Origin of the sequence: Salipiger sp. H15 (genome assembly GCF_040409955.1) — a bacterium.
Taxonomy (GTDB): Bacteria; Pseudomonadota; Alphaproteobacteria; order Rhodobacterales; family Rhodobacteraceae; genus Salipiger.
In genome coordinates, this window is the sequence record NZ_CP123385.1 from 1,349,150 (window position 1) to 1,364,811 (window position 15,662).

Here is a 15,662-nt window from a genome sequence, read left to right on the forward strand (position 1 = left end):
ACGACAAGATCGCCGGACCCGGGTGCAGTCTTATCCGGGTCCCGCAGGGCAAATTTTTCGGCCCGAGGTGAATTTTTTTATGCGAGTTTTGATATGTTCAAGTGGAGACGCGGATTCAGGGGCGACGAACGGGGTGCTGTCCTCGTCGAGGCGCTCATCGTGTTTCCGGTGATGACCATCGTCACCTTCGGCCTGCTCGAGGTCGGCAACATCCTCTGGGTCCGCGAGCAGATGCAGGCAGGGCTGCGCGATGCCGCCCGCTACTGGTCGCGGTGCCGCCCGGAAACCGTCAATTTCACCTCGAGCTGTTCCGAGGCGATCGCGCGCAACATCGCCTTCTACGGCGGGCCGACCACGCGGACGACGCTCCGGGTGCCGGGCTGGGATGATGCGACGGAGATCACCATCTCGCCGGCAAAGGCGGACCTGCCGACGAACCCGGCGCCGGGCGATCTTGTCGTCGTCTCGGGGCAGGTCGTCTATTCCGGCTCGGCCGCCATGACGATGCTGTTCGGGGACGCGGTGACGATCTCCCACACGGTCGAGCTGAGGCAGATCGGATGGTGACCCTCTCCTCGCTTCCGCGGCGCTTCGTCGCCGACAGGTCCGGTCTTGCGATGACCGAGACGCTGATGATCGTGCCGGTCCTCATGCTCGTCCTGGGCGCGATGATCGAGTTCGGCATGTTGATGTACCAGTGGAACCAGACCGTGAAGGCGATGCAGGTCGGCGCGCGCCGTGCCGCGGTCTCGACGCCGCTCACCGACATCAGCACGCTGTCGCAATACGCGGCGGGGCTCGGGCAGGGCGACCCGGTGCCGCTGCCCACCTCTCCGAACCTGCCCCGTTCGGTCAGCTGCGGCGCCGGGGCGAGCCCCTGCAACGCCACCGAGCTCGCGCGGCTGATGACCGGCAGCGATGACGGCGGGTCGGGCATCACCGGGATCAGCGACATCGCCCCCTTCATCGGCCCGGAAAACATCCGGATCACCTACACGGAATCCGGCCTTGGCTACGTCGGGCGGCCCTTCGGCCCGGTGCTCACGGTCACGCTCGAAGTGCGGAATCTGACATTCGATTTTCTTCTGCTCGACGCGCTCATCCCGGCGCTGGGAACCTTCACGATCCCGGCGAACCCGGTGGCGGTCACCAGCGAAGACCTGTCCGATTGTGAAGGAGGTTGCTCATGAACATGACAGTCGACGGACCCAAGGCAATCGCCAACATTCCGATGGCGCGTATGCTGGTGCTGACCGGGGAGGGCGCGGATCGCTCGGAAGTCGAGACGCTGGTCGAGTTCTCTCCGCGCCTCACGATTTCGCCGCTCGACGCCGGGCGCCTGCCCGAGCAGCTCTCCGGAAACAGCGCGGACCTGATCATCGCCAACCTGCAAAGGCTGTCCGAGGCCGAGATGCAGCTGCTGTCGGACGTCCGGTCGCTGGCGCCGCAGCTTCCGCTCATCGTCGTCTCGCCGCAGCTCTCGACCGAGGAAACCCGGCGGCTCTTCAAGCTCGACATCCACGACTGGCTGCCCAAGCCGCTGCAGGCCGGCGACCTCATCGACAGCATCCAGAAGGCGATGCGGACGCGGCAGGTCAGCAGCAACCGCGTGCACGCGGTGGTCTCGGCGGTCGGCGGGGCCGGGGCCACGACCCTTGCGCTGAGCATGGCCGACAAGGCCGCGACGCAGTTCGTGCGCAAGAGCGGCACCGTCGCGCTCTTCGACCTCGACTTCTCGCTCGGCAATTGCGGCTACGCGATCAACATGGTGAATGAGTTCAACCTCGGCAGCGTCGCCGCGACGCCGCGCCGCGTCGATCCCGAGTTCATGCGGGTGATCCAGAAGAAGCACCAGAACGGGTTCTTCCTCTATTCCTTCAAGCGGCCCGAGCTGAACACCGAGCTCAACGGCTACGAGCTGGTGCTGCGGATGCTCGACGCGGTCAGCGCCGAGCACATGCACACGTTCCTCGACATCCCCTATTACGAGACCGAGTGGAAGGAGGACGTGTTCGCCGCGGTGAACAGCTTCACGCTGGTCTGCGAGCTGAACCTGCCCGCGATCAAGCACACGCTCGACCAGATCGCGCGCATCCGCGCGCTGCGGGGCCGCGACGTGCCGGTGCATGTGATCATCAACAAGCACGAGACCAGCCTCTTCGGCCAGCGCATCGGCAAGCGGCGCCTGCGCGAGCTCTTCGAGGAGACGCCGTTCCATTTCGTCCCGCTGGCGAAGGCGCAGGTCAGCCAGGCGCTCGACCGCGGCGTCCTGCCGAGCGAAGTGAGCCGCCGGTCGGGTTTCCTGAAGGCGCTGACGAAATACATGAAGGCGGTACAGATGACCGCGGAGATGGCGAAATGACACGATCTCGGCTCACGCGGCGGCGCCTGCTCGCCGCGGCGCTCGGCGGGGCGGTGGCGGCGACGGCGGCGGCGGCAGAGACCGCAAGCGTGCCGCGCAGCCACGGCCCGCGCAGCAGCGAGCTGGTGCGCTACGACGGTGCCGAGGCGCCGGGCACGATCATCATCTCGAACGCCGAGCGGACGCTGCTGCGCGTCCTCGGCAAGGGCCGCGCCGAGCGCTACCGGATCTCGGTCGGGCGCGAGGGCTTCACCTGGGTCGGCACGACCTACGTGGGCCGCAAGGAGGAATGGCCGGGCTGGCATCCTCCGGCCGAGATGCGCAAGCGCAATGGCTCGCTGCCCGATTACGTGCCGCCGGGGCCCTACAACCCGCTCGGGGCGCGGGCGCTCTACCTCTACAGCGGCGGGCGCGACACGCTCTACCGCATTCATGGAACGAATTCCGCCGGCACGCTCGGCGGTTACGAGACCTCGGGCTGCTTCCGCCTGTCGAACGCGGACGTGCTCGAGCTTTTCGGGAAAGTGGCGATCGGAACGAAGGTGATTGTGCGGTAACGCAGGGAGGGTACCCCTATGGCTGGGCGGTTTTTCAGGAAGTCAGAAGCGCCGGCGGTGTCGGCAGAGACGGTCGTCGCGTTGAAGACGCCGGAAAAGGCGCGGCCGGCGCAGGTGGCCACGGCCGCCTACGAGCCGCCGGATTTCGTCAACGAGCGCGTCACGCTGCACCGCTTCCTCATCGACAAGATCAACCTCTCGATCCTCGACACGATGGAAGAGAGCGAGATCCACGAGGAGCTACGCCCGCTGGTGCGCGGTTACGCCAAGGAGCACAATTTCCCGCTCAGCTCCGCCGAGCTCGATGCGCTGATCGTCAGCATCGGCGACGAGATGCTCGGCCTCGGCCCGATCGAGCCGCTGCTGGATGACGACACCATCAGCGACATCCTCATCGTCGGGGCGGGCACGGTCTTCGTCGAGCGCTTCGGCCGGCTCGAGCGCGCCAAGGTCCGCTTCAAGGACGAGGACCACCTGCTGCGGATCATCAACAAGATCGTCGCCTCGGTCGGGCGCCGGGTCGATGAATCCTCGCCGCTGGTGGACGCCCGCCTTGCCGACGGCTCGCGGGTAAACGTGGCGATCCGCCCGGTCGCGGTGGACGGGCCGCAGGTCTCGATCCGCAAGTTCGCCAAGCGCCCCTATTCGCTAGACCGGCTGGTCGACAACAACGCCCTCGCCCCCGGGATGGCGGCGCTGCTCGCCGCGGCGGTCGAGGGCAAGGTGTCGATCGTGGTCTCGGGCGGCACGGGCTCGGGCAAGACCACCATGCTCAACGCCCTGTCGTCCTACATCCCGCATGACGAGCGCCTCGTGACCATCGAGGACGCGGCGGAACTGCAGCTGCAGCAGCCGCACGTGGTGCGGCTCGAGACCCGCCCGCCGACGGTGGACGGGCGCAACGAGATTCTCCAGCGCGACCTCGTGAAGAACGCACTGCGGATGCGCCCGGACCGGATCATCATCGGCGAGGTGCGCGGCGGCGAGGCCTTCGACATGCTGCAGGCGATGAACACCGGCCACGAGGGCTCGATGTCGACGATCCACGCCAACAACCCGCGCGACGCCATCGCCCGCATGGAGCAGATGGTCGGCATGGCGGGGATGCCGATGAACCAGAACAGCATCCGCGCGCAGATCACCTCGGCTGTCGACCTCATCGTGCAGCTCGAGCGGCTGCGCGACGGCACCCGGCGCGTGACCTCGATTGCCGAGATCACCGGCATGGAGGGCGACGTGGTGCAGCTCCAGGAGATCATGAAGTTCAAGCGCACCGGCGTCGACGAGGAGGGCCGGATCCTCGGCAGCTTCCGCGCGACGGGCATCCGGCCGCGGTTCTTCGAGGACCTGCAGTCCATGGGGCTGCTGCTGACCACCGACTATTTCGATCCGTCGAAGGACCTCTGAGATGCTGAACGCCCCCATTGCCATCTACGGCCTGATCTTCGTGGCGGTACTGCTGGTCACCGACACAGTCCTGCGCGCGGTCTTCTCGGCGCGGCGCAACTCGCTCGAGGTCCGCAACCGGCTCGAAGCGCTGAAGCTCCGGAGCGGGGCCGAGGTCGCCTATTCGGAACTGCTGCTGCGCCGCGGGGTGACCGGGCAGGGCGGCCGCGAGGCGCTTCTTTCCGCGCTGCGACGCTTCTATGCGCAGACGGGGCTCGACATGCCCCTCGGCAAGCGCCTGCTGGTTCTCGTCGGCCTGTTCCTCGGCGGCTTCTTCGTCGGCCGGCTGGTCCTCGGGCTCGGCGGCGGCCTGCTCAACCTGGGCTTCGCCTTCGTGTTCATGCTCGCCCTGTCGGGGCTTCTGCTCGTCCGCCGCCGGCAGGCGCGGATCAAGAAGCTGACCAGCCAGCTTGCGCCCGCGATCGACATCATCGTGCGCAGCCTGAATGCGGGCCATCCGCTGGCATCGGCGATCGCGCTGGTGGCGCGGGAAATGCCCGACCCCATCGGCTCGGAGTTCGGCATCCTGAGCGACCAGATGACCTTCGGCCTCGAGCTCGACCAGGCGATGCTGAACATGATCGAGCGGGCCGGCGCACCCGAGCTCGGGCTGCTGGCGGTGACCGTCAGCGTGCAGCGCGGCACCGGCGGAAACCTGTCCGAGATCCTCGAGAACCTCGCCAAGATGATCCGCGACCGCCTGATGCTAAAGGCCAAGATCCGCGCGATCTCGGCGGAGGGGCGGATCACCGCATGGTTCATGATGGGGTTCCCGTTCTTCCTCTTCTACCTGATCAAGACGCTCGAGCCCGAGTATTTCGACCCTGTCTGGGACAGCGGTCACGGCCCGACGCTGGTCACCACGGGCCTCGTGATCATGGCGATCGGCATGCTGATCGTCCGCAAGCTGGTGAATTTCGATTTCTGACCGCAGGCAAGGCCGCGGAGGTGTGAGATGAACGAGAACCTGATCCTGATCGCGATTTTCGTCGCGGTGCTGATCGCGAGCTTTGCCCTGCTGACCGCGCTCATCCAGCGCAAGGACGTGCGGCGCAACATCGAGGATACGCGCCGGCGACGGCGCAGCGAATCCGAGATCGACGAGCTGCTCGGCACCGGCAACGAGCGGCTGCGCTACTATCTCGACGTGGTCCAGAACGGCCACAAGGACAGCCTCGAGATGCGCCTCGTGCAGGCGGGATACCTCTCGAGTTCGGCGATCGCCAAGTTCCAGCTGCTGCGCTTCGCGGCGTCTCTGTCGGTCTTCCTCGGCGTGCACCTCGGGTTGCAGAAGGTCGCGCCGGGCGTGAGCAGCTCGATGCTGCTCGTGCTGGCCGCCATGGCCGGCGGGCTGGTCTTCATGCTGTGCTCGATGATCCTCGAACGGATCGGGCTGAAGCGGATGCGCGAATTCCGCAAGATCTTCCCCGACTTCATGGATCTTCTGCTGGTCTGCGTCGACGCCGGGCTCAGCATCGACGCGGCCATCGACCGGGTGACCCGGGAATTCCTGCAGACCGTCCCGGATTTCGGCGTGCAGCTCTCGATCATCAACCTCGAGGTCCGTGCGGGGCGTCCGCTCCACGAGGCGCTGAACAATTTCGCGGGGCGCGTCCGGATCGAGGAGGCCCGCACGCTGGCGGTGCTCTTCCGCCAGTCCGAGGAACTGGGCGCGAGCGTGAGCCGCACGCTTCGCACCTTCGCGAAGGAAATGCGCGACATGCGCATCGTGAAGGCCGAGGAGAAGGCGAACGCGCTGCCGGTGAAGATGCTGTTCCCGATGGCCGTCTGCATGTTCCCGGTCAGCCTGCTCATCGTGCTGGTCCCGATCATGATGACAATTCTCGAGATCATCCAGACGCTGTCGCCGGGCTGAGGACGCGCATCACGTCTCGTGCGCCGAGAGAAAGGCGCCGGCGGTGAGCCGGCGCCTTTGGCGTTCTTGCGCAGGAGAGCGCCGCTACCGGCGGTCGCGCCGCTTGCTTGCGGCGACGTTGCGCCAGGCGAGTTCCAGCAGGTCGAGCGAGAGCACCGGCTCGCGTTCGAGGTAGCGGCAGGCGGCGAGGATGTGGCGCAGCAGGAAACCGGGATGCGCGCCCGAGGTCACGAAGCCCGCGGTCTCGTACTTGTCCTCGTAGAACCGCTCCATCACCTCGGGCTCCCAGGCGATGCCGACGTCGTGGCAGGCGCTGCGGAAGATCTGGAAATAGTCGTCCTTGCTGGGCGAGGGCACGTGGATCTTGAAGTAGATCCGTCGCAGCGCCGCGTCGTCGCCCATCTCCTCGGGCATCATGTTGGACGAGAACACCACGAGCTGGTCGAAGGGCACGCTGAACTTCTTGCCGGTGTGCAGCGACAGGATGTCGAAGCCCTTTTCGAGCGGCACGATCCAGCGGTTCAGGTAGGCCTGCGGCGGCTCTGCCTGGCGGCCGAAGTCGTCGAGCACGAAGACCCCGCCAAGCGCCTTGAGATGCATCGGCGCCTCGTAGAAGCGGGCGGTGTGCTCGAACGAGAGGTCAAGCATGTGCAGCATGAGCTCGCCGCCGGCGATGACCACGGGGCGGTGGCAGGGCACCCAGCGCATGTCGCCCCGCGGCTGGTCCTCGGGCAGCTCGGCCGCCTGGTGCAGCGTCTCGTCGTGGAAGCGGATGATCTGGTGCCCGACGAGGATGGCATGGGGAAAGCTCACCACGTCGCGGAAGGACTTGCCGAGCGCCTCCGCCAGCGAGGTCTTGCCATTGCCCGGCTCGCCGTAGAGCAGCATGGACCGACCGGAGTTCGCCGCCGGCCCGAGCTGAGCCTTGAGGATGTCCGGGATGACGAGGTGCGACAGCGCCAGGTCGAGCTCGGAGCGGTGGATTTCCTCGTGGTTGATCGACTGGCGCCGGATCTGCGCCTCGAAGGCGTCGAGCGTGACCGGGGCCGGGCCGATGTATTGCGAGACGTTGAGGGCATCCAGCGCCCAGGCCTTGCCGAGATTGGTGAGCGTGTAGCGGATGTCCGACTTGATGTCGGCGGAGTCGAGCCCCTGCGCCTCGACCAGCATGAGGGCGGTCATCTGCTTGATGATCTGCCGGCAGACCAGTTTCGGCAGCTTCACCACGTCGGCGATCTGCGCCGGGGTCAGGGTCCCGCCCGCGTGCATGACCTTGCAGAGGTGGTTGATCAGGAAGCTCTCGGAAAGCCCGGTCTCCTCGACTGTCTTGGGCGACGGCGCGGGAAGGAACAGCCTCCCCGCGAGCGGCGTGGCGGCGGAAGGCTCGGGCCGCGCCGGTGGGGTGATCACCTCGTCCGTGGCGATCGGCTCGTCGGTGGAAAGTGCGGTGTCGGCGGAAATTGCCATGTCGCCGGACCGGGCCGCTTCGGCTTCAGGTGCCGGGGTCTGGCTGCGGCTCCCGGAAGCGGGCGCGTCCGAGGACTTGAAAAACAGTTTCACGATGGAACCCTCCAAAAAATGTCACTCGCGAAATCGTGGTCTGAAATAACTCTATCTCGGCCAGACTAATCCGGATTTGCGAATTCACGTAGGAAAAACTGCATATCTCGTGAAACGGCCGCGCCGGGGCCCCGAAAAGGGCCGCGTCGCCGTCTCGCGCGGCCGGGATCAGCGCCGCGAAGCCCGGTCGAACGCGCGGGTCACCGCGCCTCGAGGCCCTCGAGCAGGGAGGTCTTGGCCTCCTGCACGTGCGACCGGACGAGCCGCGCGGCGCGGTCCGCGTCGCCCGCCTCGCAGGCGGCGAGGATTTCCCCGTGCTCGGCGACCGCCTTCTTCTGCCCGTCCGACAGCAGCAGTTGCGAGCGCAGGTAGCGGTCGCTGAGCGTCAGCATGGTCTCGACCACGCCGATGTAATGTTTCTGCCGGTCGGCCGCGTAGAGGGCGCAGTGAAAGCGCCGGTTATGTTCGATCCACTCGACCGGATCGGAGGTGGCGGCGAAGGCGAGGTGGGCTTCGCGGGCGGTGTCGAGGTCCTGCGGGCTCAGCAGCGGCACCGCGCGGCGGATGGCGTCGCTTTCGACAAGGGCGCGCAGGTCGAAGATTTCCTCGATGTCCTGCGTCAGGAGCGGCGCGACGACCGCGCCGCGATAGCGCCGGGTCTCGACGAGGCCGAGGTGCTCGAGCCGCGCGATGGCCTCGCGCACCGGCACCCGGCTGACATTGAAGGCGCGGGCGATGTCTTCCTGCCGCAGCGGGGTGCCGTGCTTCATCTCGCCAAGGACGATGGCGCGGCGCAGCGCCTCGAACACGATGTCCGAGGCCGAGCGGGTCAGGGAAATGTCTATGCTCTCGAAACGCATCGCGGCTCCTTTGCTGCGACCTGCCACGGAACGCGCGGCGGGACAACTGCCGGTGAAAGGGACTTTCCCCGCCATATTGGATCCAATATCCAAAATGGGAAAGCCGGTTCCCGCGAGTCGCCCCGGGCGCGCGCGGGCCGGGCAAGCACAGCGGAGAGCAAGATGCGCAGCAGCAAGGTCATTCACGTCGTCTCGTGCCATGCCGAGGGCGAGGTCGGCGATGTCATCGTGGGCGGCGTCGCCCCGCCGCCGGGCGCGACGCTCTGGGAGCAGCGCCGCTGGATCGCCGAGGACCAGACCCTGCGCAACTTCGTGCTGAACGAGCCGCGCGGCGGCGTCTTCCGCCACGTGAACCTGCTGGTGCCGCCGAAGCACCCCGAGGCGCAGGCCGCATGGATCATCATGGAGCCCGAGGACACGCCGCCGATGTCGGGCTCGAACTCGATCTGCGTCGCGACGGTGCTGCTCGACAGCGGGCTGATCCCGATGCAGGAGCCGGTGACCGAGATGGTGCTCGAAGCGCCGGGCGGGCTGGTGCGGGTGCGGGCCGACTGCGCGAAGGGCAAGGCCGAGCGCATCCATGTCGAGAACCTGCCCTCCTTCGCCAGCCGCCTCGACGTGCCGCTCGAGGTGCCGGGGCTGGGCGAGATCCGCATCGACACGGCCTTCGGCGGCGACAGTTTCGTGGTGGTCGATCCCGAGGCGCTGGGGGTCGAGCTGGTGGCGGACCGGGCGCGCGAGATCGCCGAGCTCGGCATCCGCATCACCAACGCGGCCAACGCCCGGTACCGTTTCGAGCACCCGGAAAAGCCCGACTGGACTCACCATTCCTTCTGCCTCTTTGCCGGGAAGGTCCGGCGCGACGGTGCCGATCTGCGGGCGCAGTCGGTGGTGGCGATCCAGCCCGGCAAGCTCGACCGCTCGCCCACGGGCACGGCGGTCTCGGCGCGGATGGCGCTCTTGCACGCGCGCGGCGAGATGGGGATGGAGGACCGGCTCACGGGCGAGTCGATCATCGGCTCGGAATTCACCGGGCGCATCCTCGGCACCCGGACGGTCGGCAGGCTCGAGGCGATCCGCCCCGAGATCAGCGGCCGCGCCTGGATCACCGGCACGCACCAGCACATGCTCGACCCGTCCGATCCCTGGCCGGGCGGCTACCGGATCTCCGACACCTGGCCGAAGCTGTTCTGAGGAAATGCCGCGCCGGAGATCGCGTCTCCGGCGCGGCGAAGGGCAGGGGTCAGAACCGGTCGGCGCGGAAGGGCGAGAGGTCGATCTCGGGCGCGCGCCCGGCGCAGAGCGCGGCGACCAGCTGCGCCGTGCCGGCCGATTGCGTGAGGCCGAGGTGGCCGTGGCCGAAGGCGTAGATCACGTCCGGCGACTTCGGCGAGGCCGAGATCACCGGCAGGCTGTCGGGCATCGACGGGCGGAAGCCCATCCACTGCCGGCCACCCGTGGGCTCGAAACCGGAGAGGAACCTCGCGGTCTTCTCCACGAGGATCTCGGCACGGCGGAAGTTCGGCGGCAGGTCGAGCCCGCCCAGTTCCACCGCGCCGCCGACGCGCAGCCCCTCGCCGATGCGGGTCACGACGAAGCCGTGGTCGCTGAAGGTGAGGTGGGTGCGCAGATCGAAACTGGCGCTGGGGAAGGTGGTGTTGTAGCCGCGCTCGGTGTCGAGCGGGATGCGGTCGCCGAGCGAGCGGGCAATGCGGCGCGACCAGGCCCCGGCGGCCAGCACCACCTTGGCGGCACGCAGCGTGCCGTTGCCAGTCTCGACCTCGACCCCGTGCTCGAGCGGGCGCAGCGCGCGGATCTCGGTGATCTCGATTGTGCCGCCGCCCGCGACGAAGGCCTCGGCGACATGGCGCGTCCAGACCGCCGGATCGACGGTGTTCTTCCACTCGGGCGTGTAGCCGGCATGGGTGAAGCGCCGCGCGACTCCGGGCTGGATCTCGGCGATGGCCTCGGGGCTTTCCAGCAGCTCGAACTTGACGCCGTGCCGGCGGCGCAGCTCCCAGGACGGCAGGCTCGCCGCGTAGGAGGCCTTGCCCTCGTAGAGCTGCATCTGCCCCTCGCGGCGCATCAGCGTCTCGCCCGAGACCTGCGAGATCAGCCGCTCCTGCGCCTGCTGCGAGACCTGCATCAGCTCGGACTGCGCCTTGACGGCGGCCGCGTAGCGGTCCTTGCGGCTGGCGCGCCAGAACTGCAGCAGCCAGGGGGTGAGCTGCAGCGCGTAGCCGGGGCGCAGCGACAGCGGGCCCAGCGGATCGAGCAGCCATTTCGGCGCCTTGCGCATGATGCCGGGGGTCGCCAGCGGCTCGACGTCGGCATAGGCGAAGGCCCCGGCATTGCCCACCGAGGTTCCGGCGGCGACGCCCGCGCGGTCGAGGATGCGGACCTTGCGGCCCTCGGATTGCAGCGCCAGCGCGGCGGTCACCCCGATGATGCCCGCGCCGATGACAAGAATTTCAGTGTGCTTGGCCTCAGCCATCGCGGACCTCGAAATGCGCAGTAACTGGACGGCCCCCGCGCCACTGTGCCGGGCGCGGGGCCTTGGATCAGAGGGTGATGCCGTTCTTGAACGGATCGGCCGGATCGAAGAGCAGCGTGCTCTCGGCCATCACGTAGGCCCGCCCGGTGATCGAGGGGATCACGCCGCCCCTGGGGCCTTCGGCGTAGGACAGCCGGTAGGTGCTGCCGATGACGCTTTCCTGCACGATCTCCTCGCCCGCGCCGAGACGGCCGGAGGCGGCAAGGCAGGACAGCCGCGCCGAGCTGCCGGTGCCGCAGGGCGAGCGGTCGTAGGCGTCGTCGGGGCAGAGCACGAAGTTGCGGCTGTGCACGTCGGCGCTGTCCGCCGGACCGTAGAAGATCACGTGGTCGATCTCGCCGCCGGTGTCGCCCGCGATGCCCTGCGCCTTCAGCGCGGCGCGGGTGGCGACGGTCATGTCAGTGAGCTGGCGGATGTTCGACGAGACGACCGGAACCGGGCTCGGGTCGACAAGGAAGAACCAGTTGCCGCCATAGGCGACATCGCCGGTGACGGTGCCGAGCCCCTCGACCTCGACCGAGACGCCCGCCTGCGTGCGGCGGCTCTCGACGTTGGTGACGGTGACGGTGTTGGCGTCGAGGACCTCGACGGTGACCACGCCCACCGGGGTCTCGATCCTGTGCTTGCCCGCGCCGATCCGGCCCATGTGCGCCAGCGTGACCGCGAGCCCGATCGTGCCGTGGCCGCACATTCCAAGCACGGCCTCGGCGTCGAAGTAGATGACGCCGGTCACGCACTCGGGGTCGACCGGCTCGACGAGCAGCGCGCAGACCATGGCGACCTGCCCGCGCGGCTCGAGGCTGACCGAGCGGTAGAAGTCACGGTGCTCGGCGGCGAGCTTCGCGGCGCGCTCGGCCAGCGGCCCGGACCCGAGGTCCGGACCACCATCGAGGATCACCCGCGTGGGCTCGCCCCCGGTGTGGCTGTCGATCACATGCATTCGGCGATCACTCCGCCCTGCTTGGACCAATTCGCGAACCAGCGGTTGAACTGGTGGAACTGCGCCTCGCAGAACCCGGCCTGCGACGGCGACAGCGCGTCGGTCTCGTTGATGTTGAGACGGTACTCCTCTTCGCCTTTGAGCACCATCAGGTGCTTGAAGTACAGCACCAGATCGACGCCCTCGTCGAATTTCGCCAGCACCGAGAAGGCCTCGGCCAGCTCGCGCGCGCGCATGTCGGCCTCGGGGCAGCCGGTCGCGGCGCGGCGCGACAGGGCGACCTGCAGCAGCGCCTCCTTCGGGAAGATCGTGCCGATGCCGGTGATCGCGCCCACGGCGCCGCACTTGACGAAGCCGTGGTAGACCTCGGTGTCGACGCCGACCATGAGGATCACGTCATCGTCCTGCGAGGTGATGTGCTCGGCCGCGTAGCTCAGATCCGCCTTGCCTCCGAATTCCTTGAAGCCGATCAGGTTGGGGTGCTCGGCGCGCAGGGCAAAGAACAGGTCCGCCTTGGTGGCATAGCCGTAATAGGGGCTGTTGTAGATGATCGCGGGCACGTCGGGCGCGGCATCGAGGATCGCCTTGAAGTGGTTGCGCTGCGCGGCGACCGAGAGGCCGCGGGACAGCACGCGCGGGATCACCATCAGTCCCGCGGCGCCGACCTTCTGGGCGTGGGCGGCATGGGCGACGGCCGACTTGGTGTTGATCGCGCCGGTGCCGACGATGACGGGCACGCCCGCCTCGGTCAGGCGCGCGACGCCTTCCATGCGCTGCTCGTCGGTAAGCAGGGGCCAGTCACCGCAGGAGCCGCAGTAGACGACCGCGGACATGCCCGCCGCGATCAGGTCCTTGCCCTTCTTCACCAGCGCGTCGAAATCCGGCTGGCGGTCGGGGGTGCAGGGGGTGAGCAGGGCGGGGATGGTGCCGAAAAACGCGTCTGTGTTCATGGGGATGTCCGTGGGGTGGGTCAGGGTGGAAGGGCTTGCCGGCGTGACGCTCACGCGCGGCGCGATGGGGCGGGCGAGGCCACGTTGGCAAGTGTCCAGCGCGGCGGATCCGCGGGGGCGCGCCCGGTGCAGGCGGTCTCGGCGCAGTTTGCCAGCGAGCCGAAACGCACCGCGCGGTTGCTGAGCCCGGGGGCATAATGGGCATATTTGCCCGAGTTGGTCATCAGGACCTTGGCCGAGGGCGGGAAGACCGGCTCGGAGATCGAGCACCAGCAGAGGTCGGGCACCAGCCTGAGTCCGGCCGCCTCGAGCCGCGCCTTGACGCCGCTCGCGGTGATCGCCTCCAGCGTCGCCCGGCCGAGCGTGACGATGGCCGCCACATTGGGGTGCACCTGCCGGCGGTCCATCAGGTCCGCGAGCGCAGCACATTCGCTGGCCGAGAAATGCGGGCTGCCGAAGGCGACGAGATCGACCTCTGCCGCGCCCTTGTTGAACTCGCGCCAGAGCCGGGCGAAGTCCTCGGGTCCGATGCTGACACGGTCGGCGTCGGGCGTGGGGGCAAGGCCCGCCTCGGGCGTGATCCCGGCGACGTGCAGCATCGGCGAGGCCGAGGTGGTGCCATAGGCGGCGCAGAGCGCCTTGAGGTCGTCCTCGGAGGGCGCGCTCTCCTCCAGCCCGCGGATCAGCGGAATGCGGTCGGGCGCGGCCTGGCCCGCCAGCCAGCCGAGCATCGGCCAGAAGGCATCGTCGGCCCCCTCGGGCCGGGTCACGTCGATGATCCGGCGCGGCGCGCGGTTCTGCGGCAGGTAGACCCCGGCGCGGGCGGCACGCCCGGTGAGCGCGATGCAGAGGTCCATGAAATCCGCGTGCTTGACGGTGCGCGCGCCAAGCACGCTGTTGGCGTAGATCACCGCGTTGCTTTCCGCCCAGGCGATGTCCTCGCCCTCGGCGGGGCGATCCGCCAGCAGGTAGGGCGCGCAGGTGAAGCTCGGGCGCGCGCCCATCTCGACATAGGCGTCGGCAAGCTGGCTGGCGGGCAGGCCGAAATCCTCGGCCACGCCCTGCGCGCGCCAGTTGGCGTGATCGACCGAGATGGCGTTCATCGTCGTCGGCACGCGCACCCGGCCGCCCTTGTCGGCCATGGCGCGGGCGAAGGTCAGGAAGGCGGGGCTGGCGTAGATGCAGCCGTCGATGTGCACGCGGCTGACGTCCACGAGCTCGGTCGCGCCCTGCGCCACGGCCATGGTGGTGATGATCTCCATCGCCAGCCGGGCGGCCTCGCCATGGGCGCCGTCGAGGAAGGCGCGGTCGGCGTCGGTGAGCTCGAGCGTGGTGCCTTCCGCACCGGAAAGCTCCCGGTCGAGCCCGCCCGCGCGCAGGCGGGTGGGGGTGATCTCGGCGTGGCTCTCGCGGGCCAGCGCGTCATAGGTGTCGGCCGAAAGGCGCAGCACAGCGATCTCGTGGCCGAAAAGCCGAGCCGCGACCAGCGCGCCGAGCGTCAGGATGTCCTCCCCCTCGCGGAAGACCAGCGCCTTCGGCGCGGCCCCGGCAAAGGCAAGGCCCAGCAGCACGCCGCTGCCGGTGCAGGAGCCGCGGCTCGTGGGCATCATCACCACGTGGCCGGCAAGGCTCTGCCCGTGCTGGGGGTGCAGTGCATCGATGATGCGGCCGGTCACGGGATCGACCCCGCCCCAGACGCTGAGCCCCTCGTCACACAGAAGGATCGGTCCCTGCACCGTTGCGGCAACAATCGATCTCTGCATGTCGGCTCCCTTCCGTCGGTCGGTTTTTGCGCTGCGGACCCGGATCGTCTGGCAAAAAGGGAACAAAACCGTTCCTTTTCGCCTGTCCGGATTGCTACTGTTGCGTTCAACGCAAATATTTGCATAAACGATCACACATGGTAAGAAAAGAAAAATTATGACCGAAACGGAAAAAGACCCGGAGGCTCTCCCGGCGGATGACTGGGAGGCGGAGCGCCAGCAGTTGCGCAGCGAGCTGGGCACGCGGATGAAGGCGGTCCGGCAGGGCTGCGGCTTCACGCTCGAGGTCGCGGCGCAGCGCACTGGGCTCGCGCTTTCGACGATCCACAAGATCGAGAACGGCCGCGTGTCGCCGAGCTACGAGAACCTCGTCCGAATCGCGCGGGCCTATGACATCGGCATGGAGCGGCTGTTCTCGGCCGACCACGAGGCGCTCCAGACCACCCGCCTGACGGTCACCCGCGCCGGGCAGGGCCGCAAGGTCCGCTCGAAGAACTTCGAATACGAGGTGCTCTGCAACGCGCTGGCCGAGAAGAAGATCATCCCGCTGGTCACCAGGGTCGAGCAGCGCCCGCCGCTGAAGCGCGAGGAGCTGGAATCGCACGACGGCGAGGAGACGCTCTACGTGCTCTCGGGCCGGGTCGAGCTGACCGTCGAGCACTACGAGACGGTGATCCTCGAGCCGGGAGACTGCGCCTATTTCGACAGCACCATCAAGCACGGGCTGCGCGCCGTGGACGACACCGAAACCAAGGTCTTCTGGGCCTGCACCTACATCGACGTGGACAAGTGAT

At 68.1% G+C, this 15,662-nt stretch carries 15 protein-coding genes; 9 read left to right on the forward strand and 6 right to left on the reverse strand.

Annotation, left to right across the window (positions count from 1 at the left end):
* The first annotated feature begins 93 nt into the window (after positions 1 to 93).
* From PVT71_RS20615 to PVT71_RS20645, 7 genes are read left to right on the forward strand one after another with little or no spacing between them, the layout of a single operon-like run.
* Complete coding sequence (locus PVT71_RS20615) at positions 94 to 567, forward strand: TadE/TadG family type IV pilus assembly protein (protein WP_353474343.1); 474 nt, start codon at positions 94 to 96, stop codon at positions 565 to 567.
* A complete protein-coding gene (locus tag PVT71_RS20620; RefSeq protein WP_353474344.1) occupies positions 561 to 1,190 on the forward strand; it encodes a TadE/TadG family type IV pilus assembly protein in 630 nt (209 codons plus the stop codon). The genes PVT71_RS20615 and PVT71_RS20620 overlap by 7 nt, the downstream gene beginning before the upstream one ends.
* Positions 1,187 to 2,362, forward strand: a complete 1,176-nt coding sequence (locus PVT71_RS20625; RefSeq protein WP_353474346.1) for a hypothetical protein — start codon at positions 1,187 to 1,189, stop codon at positions 2,360 to 2,362. Before PVT71_RS20620 ends, PVT71_RS20625 begins: the two co-directional genes overlap by 4 nt.
* A complete protein-coding gene (locus PVT71_RS20630; RefSeq protein ID WP_353474347.1) occupies positions 2,359 to 2,919 on the forward strand; it encodes a L,D-transpeptidase in 561 nt (186 codons plus the stop codon). The genes PVT71_RS20625 and PVT71_RS20630 overlap by 4 nt, the downstream gene beginning before the upstream one ends.
* A gap of 57 nt (positions 2,920 to 2,976) precedes the next feature.
* Complete coding sequence (locus PVT71_RS20635; protein WP_353474348.1) at positions 2,977 to 4,326, forward strand: CpaF family protein; 1,350 nt, start codon at positions 2,977 to 2,979, stop codon at positions 4,324 to 4,326.
* A 1-nt stretch (position 4,327) separates the two neighbouring features.
* The gene (locus PVT71_RS20640) at positions 4,328 to 5,293 is read left to right on the forward strand and encodes a type II secretion system F family protein (protein WP_353474350.1); all 966 of its coding nucleotides are present in this window, start codon (positions 4,328 to 4,330) and stop codon (positions 5,291 to 5,293) included.
* A gap of 27 nt (positions 5,294 to 5,320) precedes the next feature.
* Complete coding sequence (locus PVT71_RS20645; protein ID WP_353474351.1) at positions 5,321 to 6,241, forward strand: type II secretion system F family protein; 921 nt, start codon at positions 5,321 to 5,323, stop codon at positions 6,239 to 6,241.
* A gap of 84 nt (positions 6,242 to 6,325) precedes the next feature.
* Here PVT71_RS20645 and PVT71_RS20650 read toward each other — a convergent pair whose 3' ends face one another.
* Positions 6,326 to 7,801 carry an ATPase gene (locus PVT71_RS20650; protein ID WP_353474352.1) on the reverse strand — a complete coding sequence of 492 codons (1,476 nt, stop codon included), beginning with the start codon at positions 7,799 to 7,801 and terminating at the stop codon, positions 6,326 to 6,328.
* Between the two features lie 200 nt (positions 7,802 to 8,001).
* Positions 8,002 to 8,661 carry a GntR family transcriptional regulator gene (locus PVT71_RS20655; RefSeq protein ID WP_353474353.1) on the reverse strand — a complete coding sequence of 220 codons (660 nt, stop codon included), beginning with the start codon at positions 8,659 to 8,661 and terminating at the stop codon, positions 8,002 to 8,004.
* Between the two features lie 162 nt (positions 8,662 to 8,823).
* Between PVT71_RS20655 and PVT71_RS20660 the strand changes: the two genes are divergently transcribed.
* A complete protein-coding gene (locus PVT71_RS20660) occupies positions 8,824 to 9,855 on the forward strand; it encodes a proline racemase family protein (protein WP_353474354.1) in 1,032 nt (343 codons plus the stop codon).
* Between the two features lie 49 nt (positions 9,856 to 9,904).
* Here the strand turns inward: PVT71_RS20660 and PVT71_RS20665 are convergent, their stop codons facing one another.
* The 4 genes from PVT71_RS20665 to PVT71_RS20680 form a co-directional block, all read right to left on the reverse strand.
* Positions 9,905 to 11,155, reverse strand: a complete 1,251-nt coding sequence (locus tag PVT71_RS20665) for an FAD-dependent oxidoreductase (protein WP_353474355.1) — start codon at positions 11,153 to 11,155, stop codon at positions 9,905 to 9,907.
* Positions 11,156 to 11,222: 67 nt separating this feature from the next.
* Positions 11,223 to 12,155, reverse strand: coding sequence for a proline racemase family protein (locus tag PVT71_RS20670; RefSeq protein ID WP_353474356.1), 933 nt, complete (start codon positions 12,153 to 12,155; stop codon positions 11,223 to 11,225).
* Entirely contained in the window at positions 12,146 to 13,105 is a 960-nt protein-coding gene (locus PVT71_RS20675; protein WP_353474357.1) for a dihydrodipicolinate synthase family protein, read from the reverse strand. The genes PVT71_RS20670 and PVT71_RS20675 overlap by 10 nt, the downstream gene beginning before the upstream one ends.
* A gap of 50 nt (positions 13,106 to 13,155) precedes the next feature.
* Complete coding sequence (locus PVT71_RS20680; RefSeq protein ID WP_353474358.1) at positions 13,156 to 14,868, reverse strand: aconitase family protein; 1,713 nt, start codon at positions 14,866 to 14,868, stop codon at positions 13,156 to 13,158.
* A 157-nt stretch (positions 14,869 to 15,025) separates the two neighbouring features.
* Here PVT71_RS20680 and PVT71_RS20685 point away from each other — a divergent pair, with 157 nt between their 5' ends.
* Positions 15,026 to 15,661 (forward strand): XRE family transcriptional regulator, encoded by a 636-nt coding sequence (locus PVT71_RS20685; RefSeq protein WP_353474359.1) that lies wholly within the window; start codon positions 15,026 to 15,028, stop codon positions 15,659 to 15,661.
* Position 15,662 lies beyond the last annotated feature (1 nt).